The 21,705-nt window shown below is 69.6% G+C and carries 19 protein-coding genes and 1 pseudogene; 10 read left to right on the top strand and 10 right to left on the bottom strand.

Features of this window, described 5'->3' with window-relative positions; translation table 11 throughout:
- Window positions 1-80 precede the first annotated feature (80 nt).
- The gene (locus G6N48_RS03605; RefSeq protein ID WP_085267580.1) at window positions 81-1,184 is read left to right on the top strand and encodes an NAD(P)H-dependent amine dehydrogenase family protein; all 1,104 of its coding nucleotides are present in this window, start codon (window positions 81-83) and stop codon (window positions 1,182-1,184) included.
- Window positions 1,185-1,224: 40 nt separating this feature from the next.
- Window positions 1,225-2,418: a MalY/PatB family protein gene (locus G6N48_RS03600; RefSeq protein WP_085267579.1), complete on the top strand. Its 1,194-nt coding sequence runs from the start codon at window positions 1,225-1,227 to the stop codon at window positions 2,416-2,418.
- 25 nt (window positions 2,419-2,443) lie between these two features.
- On the opposite strand, the gene G6N48_RS03595 is transcribed toward G6N48_RS03600, so the two are convergent.
- Both G6N48_RS03595 and G6N48_RS03590 read right to left on the bottom strand, forming a co-directional pair.
- Window positions 2,444-3,277, bottom strand: a complete 834-nt coding sequence (locus G6N48_RS03595; RefSeq protein WP_269475418.1) for a tyrosine-protein phosphatase — start codon at window positions 3,275-3,277, stop codon at window positions 2,444-2,446.
- A 206-nt stretch (window positions 3,278-3,483) separates the two neighbouring features.
- A pseudogene (locus G6N48_RS03590) lies at window positions 3,484-3,669 on the bottom strand (DUF2652 domain-containing protein); the annotation flags it as partial.
- Between the two features lie 112 nt (window positions 3,670-3,781).
- On the opposite strand from G6N48_RS03590, the gene G6N48_RS03585 reads away from it, so the two are divergent.
- Window positions 3,782-4,687 carry a haloalkane dehalogenase gene (locus tag G6N48_RS03585; RefSeq protein WP_085267578.1) on the top strand — a complete coding sequence of 302 codons (906 nt, stop codon included), beginning with the start codon at window positions 3,782-3,784 and terminating at the stop codon, window positions 4,685-4,687.
- Window positions 4,688-4,694: 7 nt separating this feature from the next.
- Here the strand turns inward: G6N48_RS03585 and G6N48_RS03580 are convergent, their stop codons facing one another.
- From G6N48_RS03580 to G6N48_RS03565, 4 genes are read right to left on the bottom strand one after another with little or no spacing between them, the layout of a single operon-like run.
- Window positions 4,695-5,726, bottom strand: coding sequence for an amidohydrolase family protein (locus tag G6N48_RS03580; protein ID WP_085267577.1), 1,032 nt, complete (start codon window positions 5,724-5,726; stop codon window positions 4,695-4,697).
- Window positions 5,727-5,746: 20 nt separating this feature from the next.
- Window positions 5,747-6,757 carry a VOC family protein gene (locus G6N48_RS03575; protein WP_085267576.1) on the bottom strand — a complete coding sequence of 337 codons (1,011 nt, stop codon included), beginning with the start codon at window positions 6,755-6,757 and terminating at the stop codon, window positions 5,747-5,749.
- On the bottom strand, window positions 6,754-7,614 hold the full coding sequence (locus G6N48_RS03570) for an alpha/beta fold hydrolase (RefSeq protein WP_232066527.1): 861 nt from the start codon (window positions 7,612-7,614) through the stop codon (window positions 6,754-6,756). Before G6N48_RS03570 ends, G6N48_RS03575 begins: the two co-directional genes overlap by 4 nt.
- Window positions 7,611-9,206, bottom strand: a complete 1,596-nt coding sequence (locus tag G6N48_RS03565) for a bifunctional 3-(3-hydroxy-phenyl)propionate/3-hydroxycinnamic acid hydroxylase (protein ID WP_085267575.1) — start codon at window positions 9,204-9,206, stop codon at window positions 7,611-7,613. The genes G6N48_RS03570 and G6N48_RS03565 overlap by 4 nt, the downstream gene beginning before the upstream one ends.
- 99 nt (window positions 9,207-9,305) lie before the next feature.
- Here G6N48_RS03565 and G6N48_RS03560 point away from each other — a divergent pair, with 99 nt between their 5' ends.
- Window positions 9,306-9,923 carry a TetR/AcrR family transcriptional regulator gene (locus tag G6N48_RS03560; protein ID WP_085267611.1) on the top strand — a complete coding sequence of 206 codons (618 nt, stop codon included), beginning with the start codon at window positions 9,306-9,308 and terminating at the stop codon, window positions 9,921-9,923.
- Between the two features lie 45 nt (window positions 9,924-9,968).
- Here the strand turns inward: G6N48_RS03560 and G6N48_RS03555 are convergent, their stop codons facing one another.
- On the bottom strand, window positions 9,969-10,697 hold the full coding sequence (locus tag G6N48_RS03555; RefSeq protein ID WP_085267574.1) for a 3'(2'),5'-bisphosphate nucleotidase CysQ: 729 nt from the start codon (window positions 10,695-10,697) through the stop codon (window positions 9,969-9,971).
- Window positions 10,698-10,894: 197 nt separating this feature from the next.
- Between G6N48_RS03555 and G6N48_RS03550 the strand changes: the two genes are divergently transcribed.
- Window positions 10,895-11,440, top strand: a complete 546-nt coding sequence (locus G6N48_RS03550) for a hypothetical protein (protein WP_085267610.1) — start codon at window positions 10,895-10,897, stop codon at window positions 11,438-11,440.
- A gap of 87 nt (window positions 11,441-11,527) precedes the next feature.
- Here G6N48_RS03550 and G6N48_RS03545 read toward each other — a convergent pair whose 3' ends face one another.
- The gene (locus tag G6N48_RS03545; protein ID WP_085267609.1) at window positions 11,528-12,703 is read right to left on the bottom strand and encodes a thiolase family protein; all 1,176 of its coding nucleotides are present in this window, start codon (window positions 12,701-12,703) and stop codon (window positions 11,528-11,530) included.
- A gap of 154 nt (window positions 12,704-12,857) precedes the next feature.
- Here G6N48_RS03545 and G6N48_RS03540 point away from each other — a divergent pair, with 154 nt between their 5' ends.
- Window positions 12,858-13,988 (top strand): NDMA-dependent alcohol dehydrogenase, encoded by a 1,131-nt coding sequence (locus G6N48_RS03540; protein WP_085267573.1) that lies wholly within the window; start codon window positions 12,858-12,860, stop codon window positions 13,986-13,988.
- Window positions 13,989-14,094: 106 nt separating this feature from the next.
- A complete protein-coding gene (locus G6N48_RS03535; protein ID WP_085267572.1) occupies window positions 14,095-14,487 on the top strand; it encodes a DoxX family protein in 393 nt (130 codons plus the stop codon).
- A 24-nt stretch (window positions 14,488-14,511) separates the two neighbouring features.
- Here G6N48_RS03535 and G6N48_RS03530 read toward each other — a convergent pair whose 3' ends face one another.
- The gene (locus G6N48_RS03530; protein WP_085267571.1) at window positions 14,512-15,093 is read right to left on the bottom strand and encodes a TIGR03086 family metal-binding protein; all 582 of its coding nucleotides are present in this window, start codon (window positions 15,091-15,093) and stop codon (window positions 14,512-14,514) included.
- A gap of 82 nt (window positions 15,094-15,175) precedes the next feature.
- On the opposite strand from G6N48_RS03530, the gene G6N48_RS03525 reads away from it, so the two are divergent.
- From G6N48_RS03525 to G6N48_RS03515, 3 genes are all read left to right on the top strand, one after another.
- Window positions 15,176-16,084, top strand: a complete 909-nt coding sequence (locus tag G6N48_RS03525; protein ID WP_085267570.1) for a DMT family transporter — start codon at window positions 15,176-15,178, stop codon at window positions 16,082-16,084.
- Window positions 16,085-16,316: 232 nt separating this feature from the next.
- Window positions 16,317-17,669: a magnesium transporter MgtE N-terminal domain-containing protein gene (locus tag G6N48_RS03520; protein ID WP_085267569.1), complete on the top strand. Its 1,353-nt coding sequence runs from the start codon at window positions 16,317-16,319 to the stop codon at window positions 17,667-17,669.
- Between the two features lie 74 nt (window positions 17,670-17,743).
- Window positions 17,744-19,342: an NRAMP family divalent metal transporter gene (locus G6N48_RS03515; protein WP_139825616.1), complete on the top strand. Its 1,599-nt coding sequence runs from the start codon at window positions 17,744-17,746 to the stop codon at window positions 19,340-19,342.
- Here the strand turns inward: G6N48_RS03515 and G6N48_RS03510 are convergent.
- Window positions 19,314-21,641 (bottom strand): SpoIIE family protein phosphatase, encoded by a 2,328-nt coding sequence (locus G6N48_RS03510; protein ID WP_428841973.1) that lies wholly within the window; start codon window positions 21,639-21,641, stop codon window positions 19,314-19,316. The genes G6N48_RS03515 and G6N48_RS03510 overlap by 29 nt on opposite strands.
- Between the last annotated feature and the right edge of the window lie 64 nt (window positions 21,642-21,705).

Raw genomic sequence — 21,705 nt, 5'->3', positions numbered from 1 at the left:
CTCCGAGACTGTTAGCTTGCGGATCAAACATTCGGTATTCACTTCCGAAGTCGATCTCCAAGCGCACGAAAGGATCCGCGATGGCAGCAGCTGTACACCGCGTCGTGGTGTGGGCGACGGGCGGCATCGGGTCGATAGCGATCCGGGCCATCCAGCGACGCCCCAACCTGGAACTGGTGGGCGTGTGGGTCCACTCCCCGGAGAAGGCCGGCAAGGACGTCGGCGAGCTGGTCAACGGGGATCCCGTCGGCTTGGCCGCCACCGCCGACGCGGACGCGCTGATCGCCCTGAAGCCCGACTGCGTCATCTACGCGGCGAGCGGCCCGGAGCGCGACGCACTGGCCGTCCCGGACTACGTCAGGCTGCTCGAAGCCGGGATCAACGTCGTCACGACCAGCACCACGCGTCTGGTCAATCCGCACGCCTACGAGCCCGCCGAGTGGCGCGACCAGATGATCGCCGCGGCCAAGCAGGGCCAGGCCTCGCTGTACGCGTCGGGTATCGAACCCGGCTTCGCCGCCGACTACCTGCCCCTGGTGCTGGCCACTCAATCGTCGTCGATCGAGAAGATCCACGCTTTCGAGATCGGCCTCTACGACGACTACGGCGTTCCCGAGATCATGATCAATGGAATGGGCTTCGGTCAGCCGCTCGATTTCGCGCCCTGGGTCAGCTACCCCGGCGCGATCGCCGGCGAATGGCAGGGCCAGATCCGGATGATCGGCGACGCGCTCGGCATCGAAATCCAGCAAATACGTGAGGATTTCGACCGCGCGGTCACCAATCGAACGCTCGACGTCGCGATGGGCACCGTCGAGGCGGGAACGTGCGGCGCGCTGCGGATGAAGGCTATCGGCGTGGTCGACGGGCGCGAGGCGATCGTCATCGAGCACGTCACCCGGCTCGCCCACGACGTCGCCCCCGACTGGCCGACCGGCATCGGCGATCTGTCGTATGGCGTCAAGATCACCGGCGACCCGGACATCGACTGCACCATGGCGGCCACCCTGCGCGATCCTCGTCGGGCCGGAATCGCCGGGATGACGTCGGGGGCGGGCGCCATGGTCGCCACTGCGATGCGCGTCGTCAACGCCGTACCGTACGTCGTCGCCGCGGACCCGGGGCTGCTCCGCTCGGTCGACCTGCCCCTGACGATCCCGACGCACGCGTTCGCCACCGGGTAGCTCGGGAGCCGGCTCTCTCGCGCGCGCTTAGGCTGCGGGAGTGACGTTCAACCCGCTCGAGGAGCTGACGCTCGCCCAATTGCAACAGCGCACCAGCATCAAGTGGCGCGCGCACCCCGACGACGTGTTGCCGTTGTGGGTCGCGGAGATGGACGTCAACCTGGCGCCGACGGTGGCCGACGCCCTTCGCCGGGCCATCGACATCGGCGACACCGGGTACCCGTCCGGCACCGCGCTGGCCGAGGCCGTCAGCGAATTCGCCTCGCGGCGTTGGCAATGGCACGACGTCGAGATCGACCGCACCACTATCGTCCCGGACGTGATGCTCGGAATCGTCGAGATGCTGCGGCTCGTCACAGACCGCGGCGACACCGTCGTCGTCAACCCGCCGGTATACGCGCCGTTCTACGCGTTCGTGACGCACGACGGGCGCCGGGTTGCCGAAGCGCCGCTCGACCACGAGGGCCGCCTGGACTTCGACGCGCTGGAGTCAGCCTTCGCCAAGGCCACGGCCTCCGGCGGCAACGCCGCCTACCTGTTGTGCAATCCGCACAACCCGACGGGCGCGGTGCACTCCCACGAAGAGCTCGGGCGGGTCGCCGAGCTGGCCCGCCGCTTCGGTGTCCGGGTGGTCTCAGACGAGATTCACGCGCCGGTGATCCTGTCGGGGGCGCGCTTCACCCCCTTCCTGACCATCCCTGGGGCGGAGAACGCGTTCGCGCTGACGTCGGCGTCCAAGGCGTGGAACCTGTCCGGGTTGAAGGCGGCCCTGGCCATCGCCGGCCCCGAGGCGGCCGCGGACCTGCGCCGCGTTCCCGAGGAGGTCAGCCACGGTCCCAGCCACTTCGGCGTCATCGCGCACGCCGAGGCGTTTCGCACCGGTGACCGCTGGCTCGACGCGCTGCTGCAAGGCCTGGACGACAACCGCGAGCTTTTGGCCGACCTGGTCTCAGAGCACCTGCCGGGGGTGAGATACCAACCGCCACAAGGCACTTACCTCGCCTGGCTGGACTGCCGGGAGCTCGGCATCGACGAGCAGACATCCAGCGGGCTGGCGGTGGTCGCCGATCTGTCCGGACCCGCCCGCTGGTTTCTCGACCACGCCCGGGTGGCGCTGAGCTCCGGTCACGTCTTCGGAACGGGCGGGGCCGGCTACGTACGGCTGAACTTCGCCACGTCGCGAGCCATCCTCACCGAGGCCGTCTCGCGCATGGGCCGCGCGCTGAGCCTATAGCGCGGGCGCTCGGCGCGTTCGAGCGCTAACTCAGCAGGGCCGACCGCGCCCGCCGCAATGCCTGGTCGTCGACGCCGGCCGCGCCGAGGAACCGAGCCAGTGACCCGTACTGGCGGTCGATGGTCTTGCGCGCCGCGTCCAGGTACTCCTCGCGCACGCCGAGCACCTGGTCGGGCAGCCTGGTCCGCACGTAGTCGAGAAGCTCGGGAGTGACCTTCTCGGTGCGGGTCTCGATCCCCCGCAGGATGTGTTCGCGCAACGCCGGCACCGACTCGTTGCTGGCGAGGAAGTCGCTGGTGATCGAATCCCGGTCGACGCCGACGGCTTCCAGGACGACGGCAACGGCGAGGCCGGTGCGATCCTTGCCGGCGAAGCAACTGATCAGGACCGACCGCCCGTCGGCGACCATCCGGATGACCTTGCCCAGCGCCGCGCGGGTGCCCGGCAGCGCCGAAAACCGTTCGTATTCTTCGATCATGAAGCGCCGCGCCGCCGCGACCGGGTCTTCGCCGTCCGGCTTCTCCGACAGCATGCGCTCGAAAGCCTGTTCGTGGGGCGCGACCCGGTCGCCGTCGAAAGCGAGCCGGTGCACCGCGACTCCGTCGGGCACGACGCTGGCACCGTGGCGCTCGACCTCGCCGACCGAGCGCAGGTCGGCCACGTCCGTGACACCGAGCCGCCCGAGCGCCGCGCGACCGTCGTCATCGACCCCGCTCAGTTCGCTCGACCGGAACAACCGGCCGGCACGGATGCCCGCGGCGTGCGCGACGTCCCGGCAGTTCCACGCGCCCGACACCTCGGCGATCATGCCGACGCGCCGCTCGGCGTGGGCCCGCCGACCCGCGGTCGCGGCACCCATTGCGCCGGTGGCCAGTTGGAGAGAACCATGTCGTCCATTCGCTCGCAGCTTTCGCCGGGCCGCATCCCGACCCCGCATCTTGTCAATAGACGGCCGAAATGAACAGTCTGCTAACCCGGGGACACCGGCGCACCTCGGCCCAGATTCCGGAATCCCTCGGCGGGCTCCCTGTCGCCGCCGGAAGGCGGATCGATGCGCGAGCTGTGCGCCCGGAAGAAGGCGGCATCGCCCTCCAGCTTCGCCGGTTTCAGGCCCTTTCCAGCATCGATGACCGCTTCCAGCAAACCAGCGACCGTCAGCTGCGCGTGCCGCAGATGCGTGCGGTTCCCCTGCGTGTAGGGCGTGTATCCGCCGATGTCGGCAATCAGCAGGACAGCGTGACGGATTGCCATGAATTCGGCAGTGTAGTGCCGCGTGCTGTATAGCTCAACGAAATCCCCACTAGACGAAGTCGCAGCGCCGAGAGATTCTTACAGGGGCGCCCGCCCACCGGAGGAGCTGTATATGTATGTGCTGCGAACCCCAGACTCCCGATTCGAAAACCTGGAGGGTTACCCGTTCGTAGCGAACTACCTCGACGTGGCCGCAAGCGACACGCGCCGGCTGAGGATGCACTACCTCGACGAGGGCTCGATCGAAGGGCCGCCGATCGTGTTGCTGCACGGCGAGCCGACCTGGAGCTATCTGTACCGCACGATGATCCCGCCGCTGACCGACGCCGGTTACCGCGTGCTGGCGCCCGACCTGATCGGGTTCGGCCGCTCGGACAAGCCGAGCCGGATCGAGGATTACACCTACCTTCGCCACGTCGAGTGGGTGACCTCGTGGTTCGAGCGTCTCAACCTGCGGGACGTCACCCTGGTCATGCAGGACTGGGGATCGCTCATCGGGCTGCGCATCGCCGCCGAGCAGAGCGACCGCATCGCGCGGCTGGTGGTGGCCAACGGCTTCCTTCCCACCGCGCAGCGACCCGTCTCGCCGGCGTTCCACGTCTGGCGCGCGTTTGCCCGCTACTCGCCCGTGCTGCCCGCCGGTCGCATCGTCGGCGCCGGAACCCTCCGCTGGGTCAGCCCCAAGGTGCGGGCCGGTTACGACGCGCCGTTCCCCGACAAGACCTATCAGGCGGGGGCCCGCGCATTCCCGCTACTGGTGCCCACCTCGCCCGGCGACCCCGCCGTCCCGGCCAACCGGGCCGCGTGGGATGCGCTGGGGCGCTGGGACAAGCCATTTCTGGCCATCTTCGGAGCGCGCGACCCCGTCCTTGGTCGGGCCGACCGTCCCCTGATCAAGCACATTCCCGGCGCGTCGGGCCAGCCGCACGCCCGGATCAATGCCAGCCACTTCATTCAGGAGGACTGCGGCCCCGAGCTGGCCGAGCGCGTGCTGGCGTGGCAGCAGGCGCTGCGCTGAGGGCCAGTCAGCGGGTGCTGACCAGTCGCGCGACGCCCCGCATGAGCACCCGGCCGGCGGTGTGGCGTAGCCGATCGAACGCGGACCCGTCAGGCGGCGGCGGCGCCGTGCCGAGCCGCGGAAACAGCGCCAGCGCGTTGGTGCGCTCGATCGCCCCACGCGACTCGGCGGTGCAACCGGGGTAGGTTTCCAGGCCGGCGGCGAACAGCTTCCCGGCCACAACGGGCGCGAACGGCCAGTCGGAGCCGAACGTCACGTGTCCCGGCCTGGCGAAGGCCAGCAGGCTCGGCAACGCGGCGGCGCTCGAGGACAACGCCGTGTCGAAGTAGAAGCCGGCGAAATCGTCCAGGATGTCCGTCGGGCTGCCTGCGGTGTCTCCCATGATGCTGACCGCCATCCGGTGCGAGGCGTATGGCACGAAACCGCCCGCGTGGCTGAGAATGAACCGGATATTCGGATACTTGCGACGTATCCCGTTGCGCACCAACAGATATGCCGCTCGTGTCGTGTCGAGCAGGAAGTCGGTGGCGAACGGCGGGACGCCGTCGACCGCGGGGCCCGGCAGGTCGGCGGGGTGGACGAACACCACCGCCGAGCGCGCATCCAGCGCGGCGAACAGCTCGTCCTGACCCTCCGCGCCCAGATAGGTGCCCGCGCTGTTGGCAAGCAGCACAACGCCGTCCGCGCCGAGCCCGTCAACGGCCCGGATCACTTCGTCGACGGACTCGCGCACGTGCGGCATGGGCAGGGTCGCGAAAAAACCGAACCGATCTGGTTGAGCCGCAACGAGTTCGGCGAGATAGTCGTTCAGGTCTCGCGCCAGGGCGCACGCGTCGGGCACTGCCGGCAGAAACGCGGTGCCCGGCGTGGACACCGACAGCAGCGCGGTGCCGACGCCCAGCTCGGCCATGGCGTGCAGCGACCCCTCCGGGCTCCACTCCGGCAGGCCCCGGTTGCGGGACTCATCCACGCCGGCCTTCGACAGCGCTTCCCGGTAGAAGGCCGGGATGGCGTGATGATGGGTGTCGATCCGCAACATCGTCGCTCCTCGAGAAGTTCTCAGCGATCAGTGGACGGGATTCCCGCACCGGCTAGGGCGGGAACTACGTCCTCGTTGTGTAACAGCGACGCGGCGCCGGCCCTGACCCGGGTCAGCGTCTCGACAATCGTGTGCCCCTGTGGGGCGTGACCCCAGCTGCTGATCCCTTGGTGCGTGGTCGGTTTCCAGGTGTGCTCGTCGACGACGATCGGGTTCCAGCCCACCTCCCACTCGAAACCCGAGGGCGTGACGGCGTAGAACGACAGCTCCCGGTCGTTGGTGTGCTGCCCCACGCCGAGCGCGATGCGAAAGCCGAGCTGCTTGACCCGCCGGTAGGCGGCGGTCAGGTCGTCGAGGTCGGCGACCTGAATGTTGACGTGCTGCACGCGGGTCCGGATCGGGTTCAACCGCATCCTGTTGACCGCGGCGACGGCAACGGTGTGGTGGCGCTCGTTGACCCGCAGAAAGCGAATCTTGAACTTCAGGCCGCCGATGGTCTCGTCGATGTAATCCGAGAGCCGCGCGTCGAACACGGTGTGGTAGTAGCCGTGCACCTGATGGGGCTTGGTGGTGGTGACGGCGACATGGCCCATGCCCGCCGCGCCGGTGACGAATCCGCCCGTCATCGCCATCCGCAGCGGCGCGCTGTCAGCCCGCGCGCGCGTGAAGACCTCCTGGGCGAGGCCGTTCGGCCCCGGGAATCGGGCCAGCCTCTCCGCGCCACGCAGGGCCGCTTCGGCCGCCGTGCCGTCCGTCGCGGACACGCCGTGCTGCCGGACCCGGGCCAGTACGGCGTCGAGCGTCTGGTCGTCGTCGAGCTGCCAGCCGAGCGCGGTTACGTCCTCGGCGGGGCCCCGCCGCACCAGGACGCGGCACCGGCTGTCGTCGAGCCGGAAACGTAGGGCGCCGGGCAGCGCGTCGTCGAGGTGCAGGCCGAGCGCGTCACGCCCGAATCGTCGCCATTCGCCGAGCTTTTCGCTCTCCACGACGACGTAGCCCAGGCGGACTTTGCCGAACACCGACGGCCTCACCGCTCGCGCTCCAGGAACTCGATGACCACCCGGTTGAACAGTTCGGCGCGTTCCCACTGCATCCAATGGCCGGTGCGCGGCGTCATCATCAGCTCGGCGTCGGGCATCAGGTTGAGCAGCATGGGGCCACCGGACGGCCGGTTGACCCTGTCGTCACGGCCCCACAGGATCAGCGTCGGCTTCGCGAGGGCCTTGAGCCGCCGGTCGCGGGTGAGATCCATCCGCCACAGCGTGCGCAGCGCCGTCGGGCCGGACGGGCGGCGCAGCGGCGGGGCGGCGATCACGTCCGGGTCGATGGATGCCAGGTAGCGCAGGTCGACGAGTTCATCGGGCACCGCGGCGCCGTCGTGCACGAGGTAGGTGCGGATGAAGGTGGCGAGCTTGTCGCGGCTGGGGCCGTCGCCGCCGTAGTAGGACAGCAGGCTTCGCAGGCCGGCGGTGGGAAGGCTTCTGGTAGTGCCGATCCCGCCCGGCCCCATCACCACGAGCCTGCCGACGCGCTGCGGGGTGTCAAGCGCGAGGCGCAGCGCCGCCGCGCCTCCGTAGGAGTTGCCGACCAGGTGCGCGATGCCGACGCCGAGTTCGTCGAGCAGGCCACGGACCGTGTCCGCGAGGTAGCCGAAGGGATCCGCCTGGTCGAGCCCCTTGGCCGATCTGCCGTAGCCGGGCAGGTCGGGCACGATGAGGCGAAAATGCGCCGCGAGGGCGTCGACGTTGCGGGCGTAGTTCGACAGCCCCGAGGCGCCGGGGCCGCCGCCGTGCAACATGACAACGTTTGGACCAGAACCCATTTCGGCGACGAAGATTGGCTTTCCCGCGACCGTGACGGTGCGTTCGTGCGCTTTGTCGGTGATCACGTGAGGACTCCGATCGGGGTGACGGGCGCGGTTGGCGACAGGGCGACGAGGGTCGCCGGCGGTGCGGGCAGCGGCCCTCCCGCGCGGGCGGCGGCGAACACGAACCCGTCCGGGCGGACGACGACCGCGGCGGCCTTCTTGCCGCGGAGCCAACGGGTCAGCGAGCCGTCGTCGTCGCGGACCGCACCTGCCCTCGGCCGCCCGCCGGTGACGGCCAGCGAGGTCGCCCCCAGCCGCTGCCACCGGTCGGCGCCGTGCGGCGCCGCGCCGAGGTGCAGCACCGCCCACCCCCCGCCGAGGGCGTCGTCCAGGCGCACCCTCCCTCCACCGGGGTCGGTGACCCAGGGCTGGGGCAGCTGCCAGCCCACCGCGGGATGCCCCTCGGCCGCAAAGAACCCGGCCCGGTACCGCGCCTCTGGGATCCAGATCAGCTTCTGCCCGGCCGCGAGCACACCGGGTATGCGGGTCACGTTGCGCAGCAGATGATTTCGCAGGAACGCCAGGACCTTGTTGCGTTCGGTGATGACCCGGCCGTTGCGCACCGCCCGGCGAGTGACGGTGGTGACGTGCGGCTTGCGTTCGATCTGATAGGTGTCGAGCAGCGAGTCGGGGGCGTGCCCGCGGACCACCGTGGCGAGCTTCCAACACAAATTGGCCGCGTCGCGCACGCCGGCCGACATCCCCTGTCCGATCCACGGCGGCATGGCGTGGGCCGCGTCGCCGGCGAGGAAGACCCGGCCGACGCGCCACCGGTCGGCGACGCGCACGTGGTGGCTGTAGATGACGGCCCGCAGAATCTTCACCTGATCGTCGGTCACGCCCTGTTCTCCCAGCACCTCCCATACCGCCGCGTCAGTGACGAGCTTGCGCTCGTCCTCACCGGGGCGGGCCGGATACTCCCAGCGGTGGTGCCCCAACGGCGTGGGGCAGTCCACGGTCGGTCGGTCCGGATTGCAGTGGAACCGCAGGCGGTCGTGGCCCTCCCACTCGCGAATCACCTTGGCGTCGATGACGACCCACCGTTCGGTGTAAGTGCGGCCGGTGTACCCGACCCCGAGCAGACCGCGGGTCGGTGACGACCCGCCGTCGGCGGCGACCACATAGGAGGCTCGGAGACGCCTGAGCGTGTCGGTCCGCAGGTCGGCCAGCATCAGTTCGACGCACTCCTCGCCGTTGACGACCCGCAGGCATTCGTGTTCGAGCAACACCTCGACGCCTGCGAACCGCTCGACGCCCTCGCGCAGCACTCGGTCCACGGCGGGCTGATAGAGGAACTGCTGCGGCGGGTGCCCGCAGTTGCGCGGCGTCATGGTGGTTTCGATGAAGGGCACTCCGGCGGCGTCGACCCAGGCCAACGGCCGGTCGGCAAGCATGTCGCGTTGCAGACGGTCGGCGAGGCCGACGGACTGCCAGATCCGCATGACCTCCTCGTCGGTGGAGATGGCCCGCGCCCGCCCGTACACATCGGGGTCGCGTTCGACGACGACAACGTTGAGTCCGAGGCGCCCAAGCAGATTGGCGGCGGTGGCGCCCGTCGGACCGTAGCCGATCACCGCGACGTCGTACACCGGCACCCGATTCGAATCTTCCATTGCGCGCCCAACTTGAAACTGTAATGATCACTACGGTAATGTAGCGATCCTTACAGTAAGGTTCGTCCGATTCAGCGTCAAGGGGTATTCGTGCCCGAGATCGAGCAGTCACCCAAGAGGCGACGCCGCGTCGACGGCGAGGCCTCCCGCAACCGCATCCTGGACGCCGCGACCGAAATCGCCAGCGAACGCGGTTACGAGGGCACCAGCATCGCGTTGGTGAGCGCCAAGTGCGGCCTGCCCGCCAGTTCCATCTACTGGCACTTCAAGGACAAGGACGACCTGATCGCCGCGGTCATCGAACGCAGCTTCGCGCAATGGCTTTCGGCATGGCAGCTGCCCCCGGACGGCGCGCCGCAAGACCGCCTGATCGCAGTGGCCCTACAGATCGCCAAGGCGCTGCTGGACTCCCCCGATTTCCTGCGGCTCGGCCTGATGCTGGCCCTGGAGCGCCGGCCCGTGGAACCGCGGGCACGCGAGATGTTCCTCGGCGTGCGCGAACAGGCGTTCGGAACCCTCGCCACCGCCATCGGCGAACTGATGCCCGGCCTGACCGCCGCGCAGGTCCATCAGGTGGCCACCTACGCGATCGCGGGCGCCGACGGCCTGTTCGTGGCCAAAGAGATCGGCGGTGACTCCGTCGACCTGCCCGCGCTGTTCGAGATGCACGCGGTCGCCCTTTATCAATGTGCCGCGCGGATGGCCGCGTCCCCCTGAAGAACCGACGGTCGGCGCGCCGATGAGACGGCGGGCGATACCGGGTCAGCCGGTGACTGCGAGCACGGCGTGCGCCAGCTCCGGGCGGCAGACCACCAGATCCGGCAACTTGGGGTCCGGCTGGTTGTAGGCCAACGCCGACCCGTCGATGCGCGACGTGTGCAGGCCCGCGGCGCGGGCGACGGCCACCGGGGCGGCCGAGTCCCACTCGAACTGACCGCCGGCATGCACGTAGACGTCGGACAGGCCCTGCACGATGGAAGCCACCTTGGCTCCCGCGGACCCCATCTCGACGAGGACACCGTCCAGCGCCTCGCGAACGGCCAGAGCGATCGCAGGCGGACGGGTCCGGGAGACGACGATGCGCGGCTGGTCCGGGGCGGCGGGCGGCGCATCGACCTGCGGGGTCGCCAACGTCCGGCCCTGTGCGGGCAGCGCCACCGCGCCCGCGACCAGCTCGCCGGCCTGCCATAACGCCACGTGCACGGCCCAGTCGTCGCGCCCGAGCTCGGAGAACTCCCTGGTGCCGTCCAGCGGGTCGACGATCCACACGCGCTCGGAACGCAGGCGCACCGGATCGTCGGCGCCCTCCTCCGACAGCACCGCGTCGCCCGGGCGCTCCCTGGTGAGCGCCTCCATCAAGAAATCGTGGGAACGCTTGTCCCCCGCCGCTTTCCGCTCGCCGGCGTCGGCATCGGCAAACTCCTCGCGCACTCCCAGCAGGAGCCGCCCCGCCTCGGTGGCCAACCGTGCGGCCAGTTCGTGGTCACTCATCCAAGACTCCCCAGACCATCACAAATCCCGAATATGTTGGTATCGTTTACCAACTTTACCGTGCCATGATGCCGCCTCCAGCGCTACCCCGAGAATGAAATATCGGCCGGAAACATGTAAACCTGGTGACCGTGAGCGGCAACGGCCACGTTCCATCCTCGAGCCGGCTGCAGCGCATCACGCGGGGGCGTCTGATAGTGATCGCTATCGTCCTGGCGGTTGTGCTGACCGGCGGGGTGCTGGGCGCCATGAAGCTGATTACGGGTCACAACGGCGCGGCGCCCACCAGCGCCCCACCGGCACCGCCGGAACGCCTCGCCATCCCGGGCTGTTACAACCCCGCGGTGCCGCCGGTCGAGCGCCCAAAGAAACTCAACGTGCTGGGCTGCGCAAGCGTGGCGGTTGCGCTGCAGGACATGGCCTGGACCGCGTGGACACCGCAGGGCGCCGACGGCACCGGCACCGCCGTCTTCAAGATCTGCGACCCCAACTGCGCGACCGGCTATCAGTTGACCGACCCTGTCGTCGTGCACGCGTGGAACCCGCAGCCGCCGCGGCCCGACGCCATCTGTCAGCCCGGCCTTAAGATATTTGGCGACATGATCCTGGCCTTCCCGAAAGGCGCCCCGCCGCCCACCGCCCAGAAGATGACCACCCAGTACAACGGGATGCCCGCGGTGCACTACACCAACTACCAGGGCGGCGCGGGCGCCCAGTTCATCGGCTACACATTCTGCAACTAGGGCAGCGCGCCCCCGGCGCCGATTGTGGTTGCCATGCAACAGAAATCGACGGGCAGCGCCCACACTCGCCGCGCGGCAGGCCGGGGGTCAGACCTCGATGACGACGGCACCGCCCTGGCCACCGCCGGCACACATGGCCGCCACGCCGATGCCGCCGCCGCGGCGGGCCAGCTCGTAGGCCAATGTGGTGACCATGCGCGCACCCGACGCGGCGATGGGGTGACCGAGGCTGCAGCCGCTGCCCGAGAAGTTCACCTTCTCCTCGTCGATCCCGTACTCGCGGCACGCCGCGATCGGCACCGAGGCGAACGCCTCGTTGATCTCCCACAGCGCCACATCGTCGACGGACAGGCCGGCCCGCTGCAGCACCTTACCGATCACCTTGAGGGCGCCCAGCCCGCAGTCCCGGGGCGGCACGCCCGCCGCGGCCCAGGCCCGCACCGTGCCCATCACGCTGAGGTTCTCGGCGGCCGCATAGTCACGGTCGACCAGGGCGACCGCCGCGGCGGCGTCGTTGGTGCCGCTGCTGTTGCCCGCTGTGATCGAGAACCCCTCGATCTCGGGGTGCAGCACCTTGAGCCCGGCGAGCTTCTCGGCGGTGGTGTCCCGACGCGGGTGCTCGTCGACGCAGAACTCGGTCACCGAGCCGTCGGGCTGGGTGATCTTCAGCGGCAGGATCTCCTCGGCGAACTTGCCGGCGTCCATGGCCGCGATGGCTCGCTGGTGTGAACGCGCCGCCCAGGCGTCCATCTCCTCGCGCGTGATGCCCGCGGATCGGGCGGTGTTCCAGCCCACCGTGATCGACATGTCCTTGGCGGGCGCGTCGGGGGTCTCGACGTGGGTGGGTGGCATCCAGCGCTCTTCGAACTTCAGCTCAGGGCCGGGGATGCGCCAATTGGTCAGCGGCGTCATCGACAGCGACTGCACACCACCGGCGATGAGCACGCGCTCCATGCCGGAGCCGATCTGCGCCGCGGCGTTTCCGATGGCGGTGAGGCTGCCCGCGCAGTGCCGGTTCACCGACTGGCCCGGAATGTCCTCCATGCCCGTCGCGGTGGCGGCATAACGCGCCAAATCACCTCCACCATAGTGTGATTCGGCGAAGATGATGTCGTCGATGGCCGTCGGGTCGACGCCGGACCTGCGCACCACCTCGGGGAGCACCGCGGTGATCAGGGTCTCGGGCGGCGTGTTGACCAGCGTGCCCTTGAAGGAGCGGCCGATCGCCGTCCGAACGGCACCGACGATCACGGGTGTAGCCATGTTCATAACCTCGAATTGTCTGGCTGCCCTCGGCAGCACGGGCGGGATGCGAGCGGTCGAATCCCGTTAATCGTACCAAGTACCGTATGGGCAATAGTAATGAGCTAAGTTAGCCGCTGGCGGGTCTCGAACCGGAACAGAACGGAGCCGTCCGTTGAAAACCAAAGGCGCCCTGGTCTGGGATGTGAACGAACCTTGGACCGTCGACGAGATCGAGATCGGCGATCCCCGCCGCGGTGAGGTGAAGGTCCAACTCGAGACCGCCGGGCTCTGCCACTCCGATCACCACCTGCTGACCGGCGACTTCCCGATCCCGAGCTTCCCCGTGCTGGGCGGGCACGAGGGCGCGGGGACCATCGTCGAGCTCGGGCCGGGCGTCGAGCACCTGGCCGTGGGCGACCACGTCGTCATGTCCTTCATCCCCTCGTGCGGCACCTGCAAACCCTGCCAGGTCGGGCTGCGCAACCTGTGCGACCTGGGCATGGGCCTGCTCTCGGGTGCGTCGGTGTGTGACGGGTCGTTCCGGGTGAAGGCCAGGGGCCGCGACGTGATACCGATGTCGTTGCTGGGGACGTTCGCGCCCTACGTGGTGGTGCACCACACTTCGGTGGTCAAGGTCGACCCGGCGCTGCCCTTCGACGTCGCATGCCTGGTGGGCTGCGGGGTCACCACCGGCTACGGCTCGGCGGTGCGCAGCGCCGCCGTCGCGCCCGGCGAAGACGTCGCGATCGTCGGCATCGGGGGCGTCGGCGTCGCGGCGCTGCAGGGCGCCCGGATCGCGGGCGCCCGCCGCGTGTTCGCCATCGACCCGGTCGAGTGGAAACGCGAGCAGGCCCTGAAGTTCGGCGCCACCGAGGCGTTCGCGGACGTCGGCGGCGCCGCCGCGGCAATCGCCGAAATCACCTGGGGCGCAATGTGCCGCAAGGTGATCGTCACGGTCGGCCACTGCGAGGGCCGGGACGTCGAGGCGTGGATGGGCCTGACCGCCAAGGGCGGCACGTGCGTGGTGACCGCCATGGGCAACGTCATGGCCACCGACGTCACCCTCAACCTGGCGGGGCTCACGCTGCTGCAGAAAAGCCTGCAGGGCAGCCTATTTGGCGGCGGAAATCCTCAGCACGACATTCCCGCGATCCTCGAGCTGTACCGGCTGGGCCAGATCAACCTCGACGACATGGTGACGCGCGAGTACACCCTCGAGCAGATCAACGACGGCTACCGCGACATGCTCGAGGGCCGCAACATTCGCGGCATCATCCGCTACACCGACGCCGACCGGGCTTGAGCGCGCCTTGCGGCCCGTCGCCCGCGCGACGGTGACCTCCGGCGAAAGCCGTGCGGAAAGTCGCCGCGGCGTTACGCCCGCGCGAAGCGCAAGACACAATGGCGTCATGACAACCACATCCGTAGCCGAGCGCGAGGCCGCCCGCACGGCGGCCCTGAGGGTCGCCGCGATGCTGATCGGCATCGGCACCCTGCACTTCGCCGCGCCGAAGCCGTTCGACACCATCGTCCCGGTCGAATTGCCCGGGGACGCCCGCTTCTACACCTACGCCTCGGGCGTCGCCGAAATCGCCACCGGGGCGTTGCTGGTGCCGCGACGCACCCGCCGATCGGCCGCGCTCGCGGCCGCCGCCCTGTTCATCGGGGTCTTCCCGGCCAATGTCAACATGTGCCGGCTGTGGTGGGGCAAGCCGTGGCCGATGCGTATCGCCGCACTGGCGCGGTTGCCGCTGCAGATTCCGATGATCACCACCGCGCTCAAGATCAGGCGCAACAGCTAGCAGTCAAATCCGTTGCCCGGCAAGCTAGTCGGTGACCGAGCGCCCGAGGAACGCCATCAGGCGCGCAGTCGGTGTCGCGTCGTCGGGGGCGGTGCGCTCCGGCCCGAAGCCGCCGGGCCGGCGCAAGGCGGCCTGCGGCACCGAATCCACCAGCGAACGGCACAGGGCCAGCAGGCTCCCGGGCAGCTCGACCATCCGCCCCTGCGAGCGTTGAATGTCCCAGGTGTGCAGGGCCAGGTCGGACACCGGATAGGCCAACGCCCGGCGCAGCGGCACCTGCCCCTCCGGCGACACCCGCATGCCGTCGAGGTCGGCGCCGGGCAGGGCGTCCTGCAGCCGCGCGGCCAATTCGCGGAGGCGGCCCGCGGGGTCGTCGCAGAACCACTCCGCGGGCTCGGAGGGGCGCAGCCACACCTCGCCGTCCTCAACGAGCGTGACGATCTTCGCGGCGCTGCCGGTGACGTGACCCACCAGGTCGCGCATCGTCCAGCCCTCGAGGTTGGACGGCTGTTCCCAGGTCCCCGCCGGGACCCGGTCCACCGCGTCGACGAGCAGGTCGAACGCCTCGGCGGCCAACGCGTCCGTTCGCGGGGTCACGTCGTTCATGGGAGCATCCTAGGGCGCCGGGCCGCGGCAGCGGGGGTACCGATCTGCGCGGCACAACACGCCAATCCGGACAGGAGATCTCGTGGGCAGGACGGACGCGGCGGCAGCCCTGGCGGTGGCGGCCGCTCTGATGGTCGGGGTGGGAGACGTTCTCCAGCAGCGGTCCGCCCAGCAGGTCACCGACAAACCGGTCGGCACCGTCGCCCTGTTCCGCCGCCTGCTGCGCGATCGGCGGTGGTGGACCGGCAGCTTGGTGGCCGGCGCCGGATTCGGTCTGCAGGCCGCCGCGCTGGGGTTGGGGTCGGTGGTGCTCGTGCAGGCGCTGCTGGTGACCTCGTTGCTGTTCGCCCTGGTCATCAGCGCAGCGGTTAACCATCGCAAAATCACTCGCGGGCAAGCGATTTGGGCGGCGTTGTTGGGCGCCGCCGTCACGGTGGTGGTCACCGTCGGCGACCCCGGGGCCGGGCGCCCCCAGGGCACGCCGAAGACGTGGGCCATCGTGCTCGCGGTCATGGGCCCGGCGCTGGTCCTGTGCCTGATCGGCGCCCGCCTGTTCCCCGGGCGGGTGGGCGCGCTCCTGCTGGGGTTGGTGTCGGGTTCGTTGTGGGGCCTCTTCTCGGTGCTGACCAAGAGCGTGGTCGACCAACTCGACCATGGCCTGCCGGCGCTGCTGCGCGAGCCCGAGGTTTACGCATGGGTGGTCGTGGCGATCGCCGCCACGGCGTGGGAGCAGTCGGCGTTCCGGGCGGGCCCGCTGACCGCGTCGCTGCCCGCGGTCACCATCGCCGAGCCTGCCGTCGGATCAGCGCTCGGCGTCGCCGTACTGGGCGAGACGCTCAACGCCGGCAGCGCCGGGATGGCGGCGCTGGGAGTATCGGCGGCGGTGATGGTCGCGGCGACGGTGGCGCTGGCCCGCAGCCAGGCCGCCGGTTCGGTGCCCGCGGACGACAGCACCGCGACGGGCATGAAGCGGGCCGGGGCCGCGGAATGACTCGGGGCGCCAACCGAGCACCTCGAGCGGTTGTTGCGCGAGGGCGGAGGCGGAGGCGGGGTCGGCCGTCGCATCCGCAACTGTCTTCCCTATGGCCGCGTTCCGTTCACCTGGCGGTTGTAGGTATCCGAGGGGGCCGGGCATACGCTCTGGCGGCCAAGCCCCGCCGGGCGCATGATTCGTCGTGCGGCTGCTCGCGGGGGCGGTTGCGCGGCGGGCGAGGAGGTTAAGAGTGAGCACATCGGAGAAGGCAGCCAGATCCAAGGGCCGGTCGACGGTCATGCACCTCTCACAGCTGCTTCGTGCGACCGTGCAGGCCCGCTCCGGCGAGACGGTGGGCCGCGTGGAAGACGTGATCGTGCGCCTCAGCGGCGGCGACGAGTACCCCGTGGTGACCGGGATCGTGGCCGGGGTCGGCGGTCGGCGGGTATTCATCGGCGACAAATCCATCGACGAGTACGGCACGGACCGTGTGGTATTGGGCAGGAACAAGGTCAACCTGCGCAGCTTCGAACGCCGCGACGGCGAGGTGCTGCTGCGCGCCGACGTGCTGGGACACCGGCTGATCGACGTGGCCGCAATGGAGTTGGTGCGCGCCTACGACGTCGAGCTCGAAAAGACCGGCGCCGGCTGGGTGGTGGCGCGGCTCGACACGCGCCGTCCCCCGCGTTTGTTCGGGCTGATCAAGCACTCCGGCGGGCACGCGGCGCGCGACTGGAAGGCCTTCGAACCGCTGATCGGCCATGCCCGATCCGACGCCGTGCGGCGCCTGTCGGACCGCTTCGGCGAATTCAAGGCCGCCGAAATCGCCGACCTGCTCGAGGAAGCCGACAAGGACGAGGGCGGCGAGATCCTCGACCGCGTCCACAGCGACCCCGAGCTGGAAGCCGACGTCTTCGAGGAACTCGACCCCGAGAAGGCCAGCCGGCTCCTGGACGGCAAGCCCGACGACGAGGTCGCCGCGCTGCTGGGCCGGATGCGCGCCGACGACGCCGCCGACGCGATCGCGGACCTGCGCCAGTCACGCCGCCGGCGCGTGCTGGAGCTGATGCCGGCCCCGCAGCGCACCAAGGTCATCACCCTGATGGGCTTCAACCCCGAAAGCGCCGGCGGTCTGATGAACGTCGACTTCGTCTCGTGCACCGCCACCACCACGGCGGGCGCGGCGCTGGCCCTCGTCGCGGGCGCCCGCGCCATCCAGCCCGAGGCGCTCATCAAAGTGCACATCGTCGATGACGACAAGCGCCTCGACGGGGTGGCGTCGATCATCACCCTGCTGCAGGCCGACCCCCACCAAAACATCAGCGAGCTCATGGATTCCGACCCCGTCCGGGTCACCGCGACGGCCGACCTGACCGACATCGCGCTGTTGATGGCCGACTTCAACCTCTACTCGATCCCGGTGGTCGACGACGAGGACCGCGTGCTCGGCGTGGTCACCGTCGACGACGTGCTGGAAGCCACCATTCCCGAGGACTGGCGCCGCCGCGAACCCGCCCCGCGCCCCATCCGCGAAATCGCCGCACCCGAAGCGCATACCGACGGCAACCCCAGCACGCCGCTGCCCGGCGGGATCACGCCGTGACGTCGGCCGACGACACCACCACCCGGGCGGCCGGGCCCGTAGCCCCGGCAGACCCGAAGCAGCGGCGCAGCGCGGTGCTCGACACCGCACACCTGGGCGACATCGAGGGCGCGTTCGGGCGCATCAGCGTCGGCGAGAGCGAGCACGGCCGCACCTGGAAGACGCGCCTGCTCACCCTGTTGGCCATCGTCGGCCCCGGCATCATCGTCATGGTCGGCGACAACGACGCCGGCGGCGTGGCCACCTACGCGCAGGCCGGTCAGAACTACGGTTACTCACTGCTGTGGGTGCTGCTGCTGCTCATCCCGGTGCTGATCGTCAACCAGGAGATGGTGGTGCGGCTCGGCGCGGTCACGGGCGTGGGCCATGCCCGGTTGATCAACGAACGTTTCGGCCGCGGCTGGGGATGGTTCTCCGTCGGTGACCTCTTCCTGCTCAACTTCTTGACCATCGTCACCGAGTTCATCGGCATCAGCCTGGCCGCCGAGTACATCGGGGTCTCCAAATACGTCGTGGTGCCCATCTCTGCGCTGGCACTCGTCGCGATCATGGCGAGCGGCAGCTTCCGGCGGTGGGAGCGGGCGATGTTCGTCTTCATCGCCGTCACCCTGCTGCAGATCCCGATGCTGCTGATGTCTCACCCGCAATGGGGCCAAGCGGTCAAATCCTTTGTGATACCGAGCATTTCGGGCGGCATCAGCTCCGATGCGGTGCTGTTGATCATCGCCATCGTCGGCACCACCGTGGCGCCCTGGCAGCTGTTTTTCCAGCAGTCCAACGTCGTCGACAAGCGCATCACCCCACGGTTCATGGCCTACGAACGCGCCGACACCGTGCTGGGGGCCTTCGTCGTGGTCGTCGGCGCCGCGGCGCTGGTGATGACCGGCGAGTGGGCGGCGCGTTCCACGAACACCACGGGCGGTTTCACCGACGCCGGCGCCGTCGCCCACCTGCTCGGCCAGAACCGCGCGGCGCTGGGCAACATCTTCGCGATCGTGCTCATGGACGCCTCGATCATCGGCGCCGCCGCGGTGACTCTGGCCACCAGTTATGCGTTCGGCGACGTCTTCGGGCTCAAGCATTCGCTGCACCGCGGCTTCGCCGACGCCAAGCAGTTCTACCTGTCCTACACGGCGATGGTGGCGCTGGCGGCGGGGATCGTGTTGATTCCGGGCGCACCGCTCGGGTTGATCACCACCGCGGTGCAGGCACTGGCCGGCCTGCTGTTGCCCAGCGCCAGCGTGTTTCTGCTGCTGTTGTGCAATGACCGCGAGGTGCTGGGCCCCTGGGTCAACCGAACCTGGCTCAACTGGCTGGCCGGCGTGATCGTGGGTGTCCTGCTGTTGCTGTCCGGAATCCTGATGGCCACCACGCTATTTCCCAAGATCGACGTTGTCGCGGTCGCGGGCTATCTGGCGCTGGTCATGGTCGTCGGCGGCGTGGCTGCTGGACCGGCGTTGCGCTGGATGAGCCGGCGTCAGCCGTCGGCACCGAGACCGCAACCGCCGGCGCGGCCCGTCGACCGCAGCACCTGGCGGATGCCGCCGCTGACCCTGCTCGAACCGGTCACGTGGTCCCCCGGGACCCGGCTCGCCATGATCGCGCTGCGCAGTTACCTGGTGGCCGGCGCACTGCTGCTGGTGGTCAAGGCGGTCCAACTCGGCCACGGCTGAACATCACGGCCGGCGCAGACTGACGATCGTGACGTCGTCGTCGGTGTTGCCCCCCAACGGCCCGGCCATCGCCTCGGCGATCCCCGTCGCCGATACGTCCCCCGCCCTGCCGAGGAGTGCGGCCAGCCGGTCGAGGCCGTCGTCGATAGGCTCGCCGCGACGTTCCACCAGGCCGTCGGAGAACATGACCATGCCCTCCCCGGGCCGGATGGTGAACGTGCTCGGCGCGTACGCCACGCCGCTGATGCCGAGAGACGGGGATCGGTGCCGCCCGCGGGACGGCGCCGGCCGCCGGGTTCGTCAGGAAGGGCAACAGGTGGCCGGCGGACGCCGCCTCGACCCGCCCCGAGCTGAGATCCACCCGCGCGGCGATGACGGTGGCGAACGCCCGGTACATCATGTGCACGCAGAAATCGTTGAGCTGGCTCAGCGCCCTGGCCGGCTCGGCGCCCGAGAACAGCTGGGCGCGTAGGGCATTGCGGAGCTGCGCCATGGTTCCGGCCGCGGTGATCCCGTGCCCGGCGACGTCGCCGATCAGCACGATCAGGCGGCCGTCGGGCAACTCGAACGCGTCGTACCAGTCACCGCCCACGTTGCCCCCCGCGGACGGCTCGTAGTGCGCGGACAGCTGCCAGCTGCGCAGCGACGGGATCGACTCGGGCAGCAAGCTGCGCTGCAGCGTCTCGGCCACCCGCAGCGCACCCCGGGTGCGCCGGTACAGCGACTCGACAAGGTGGCGCCGCAGCGCCTCCGCCGACTCGGTCTCGCTCGATGTCCACGACTGGCTGCGCTCCCGGACGATCTCGCGCCACCGGTCGAACGACTTACGCGGGCTGAGCCGGATCTCGCGGCCGTCCTCGCTGACCGCGATGGCCTTGTTCTGCGGGTCGCCGCCCCAGTCGACCGAGCGCAGCACCTCGCGCCTGAACCAGATGGCGTAATGCCCGTCGGGCAGATTGAGCGCCAGCGCTCCCGCGGCCACCTGCGGGTCGAGGTCAAGTCCGGGCAGCTCGCGGCGCAGGCATTCGCTGCTCGCGATCTGGTCGCCCGCGCCGCGCGCCCACGCCGCGACGGCGGATACGACGTGTGGCGGCGGAGCCGACCCGCGAGTCTGCTCCTCGCCCTGGATGAAAACGGCGATCCCGTCGGCGGGCACCAGGTCTAACAGGTCGGGCGCACCGAACAGCGCCGCGGCGACCGATTCGCCGTCGTCCAGGATCGCGGCGGTCAGCTTGGCCAGCACCGACTGTGCGGCCAGCCGCTTGTGCAGTTCGTCGCCCTCGAACCGCTCGACGAGCCGCAGCGACAGGGTCGAGCCGAGGAATTCGGCCGCCGCCCGCGTGCCGAACGGCGGCAGATGCGGACCGGCGTAGTGGTGGCAGGCGATCAGTCCCCAGAGCCGCCCGTGCCGCAGCAACGAGATCGACATCGACGCCTGAACTCCCATGTTGTGCAGGTACTCGATGTGGATGGGCGAGACGCTGCGCAGCGTGGCGAAGGTGAGGTCCTGCGGCGCGCCGACCGCCGGGTCGATCGCCGGCACCAGCGGCGCGGGCGTGTAGCCGACGTCCGAGATGAGCCGGATCCAGTTCTGCTCGTACATCGCCCGCGCCTGCGCCGGGATGTCGGTCGACGGATAATGCAGACCCAGAAAGGAATTGAGGTCCTCGCGCTTGGACTCGGCGACCACCTCGCCGTTGTAGTCCTCGTCGTAGCGGTACACCATGACGCGGTCGAAGCCGGTGAGGTCGCGGACGGCGCGCGCGGCCGTGTCGTACAACTCCTCGAGGGTCGACGCCCGGTTCAGTTCCTCCACCGAGCTGCGCACGGCCTGGTAGGTGTTCGGGAAGGAGTACGGCCGTTCGCCATAGGCGATCTCCAACTCCACCAGGAGGACACCGCCCGGCTCGCGGTGCAATATCGCGTCGAACGCCCGCGGCTCGCCGGCGACGTCGATCACGCACTCCACCGGGTTGCGCTGGCTGAGATCACCGAAGGTCGACGCCGCCTGCTCGAGGCGGGCACCCTGCTCGGCGCCCGTCAAGGCCGACAGGTGGCGGCCCAGCACGTCGTCGACCGAGCGGCCGAGCAGCTCGGTGACGTTGGCACTGACCTGACGGACCTCGAAGCCGGGCTCGCGGACCACCGCGAGAACGCCGCGCGGCTGGACGCTGCCCGGGATGTGGATCGGTTCGCGGGCACAGCTGTCGAGGTCGATCGGCGTGCCGACCGGGACGAAGTCGTCCGCGGCCGGATCCTGTGCAGTGCCTGGCGGAGTCCGCCTTTCGCGGCCGCTCACTGGATCGGCTCTGCCGGTTGGGTGAGGATCAACAAATGCCGACCAGCTTATCGAGGCGAGCACG

This window comes from Mycobacterium parmense (assembly GCF_010730575.1).
GTDB lineage: Bacteria > Actinomycetota > Actinomycetes > Mycobacteriales > Mycobacteriaceae > Mycobacterium > Mycobacterium parmense.
This window is presented reverse-complemented; position numbering and strand designations above follow the sequence as displayed.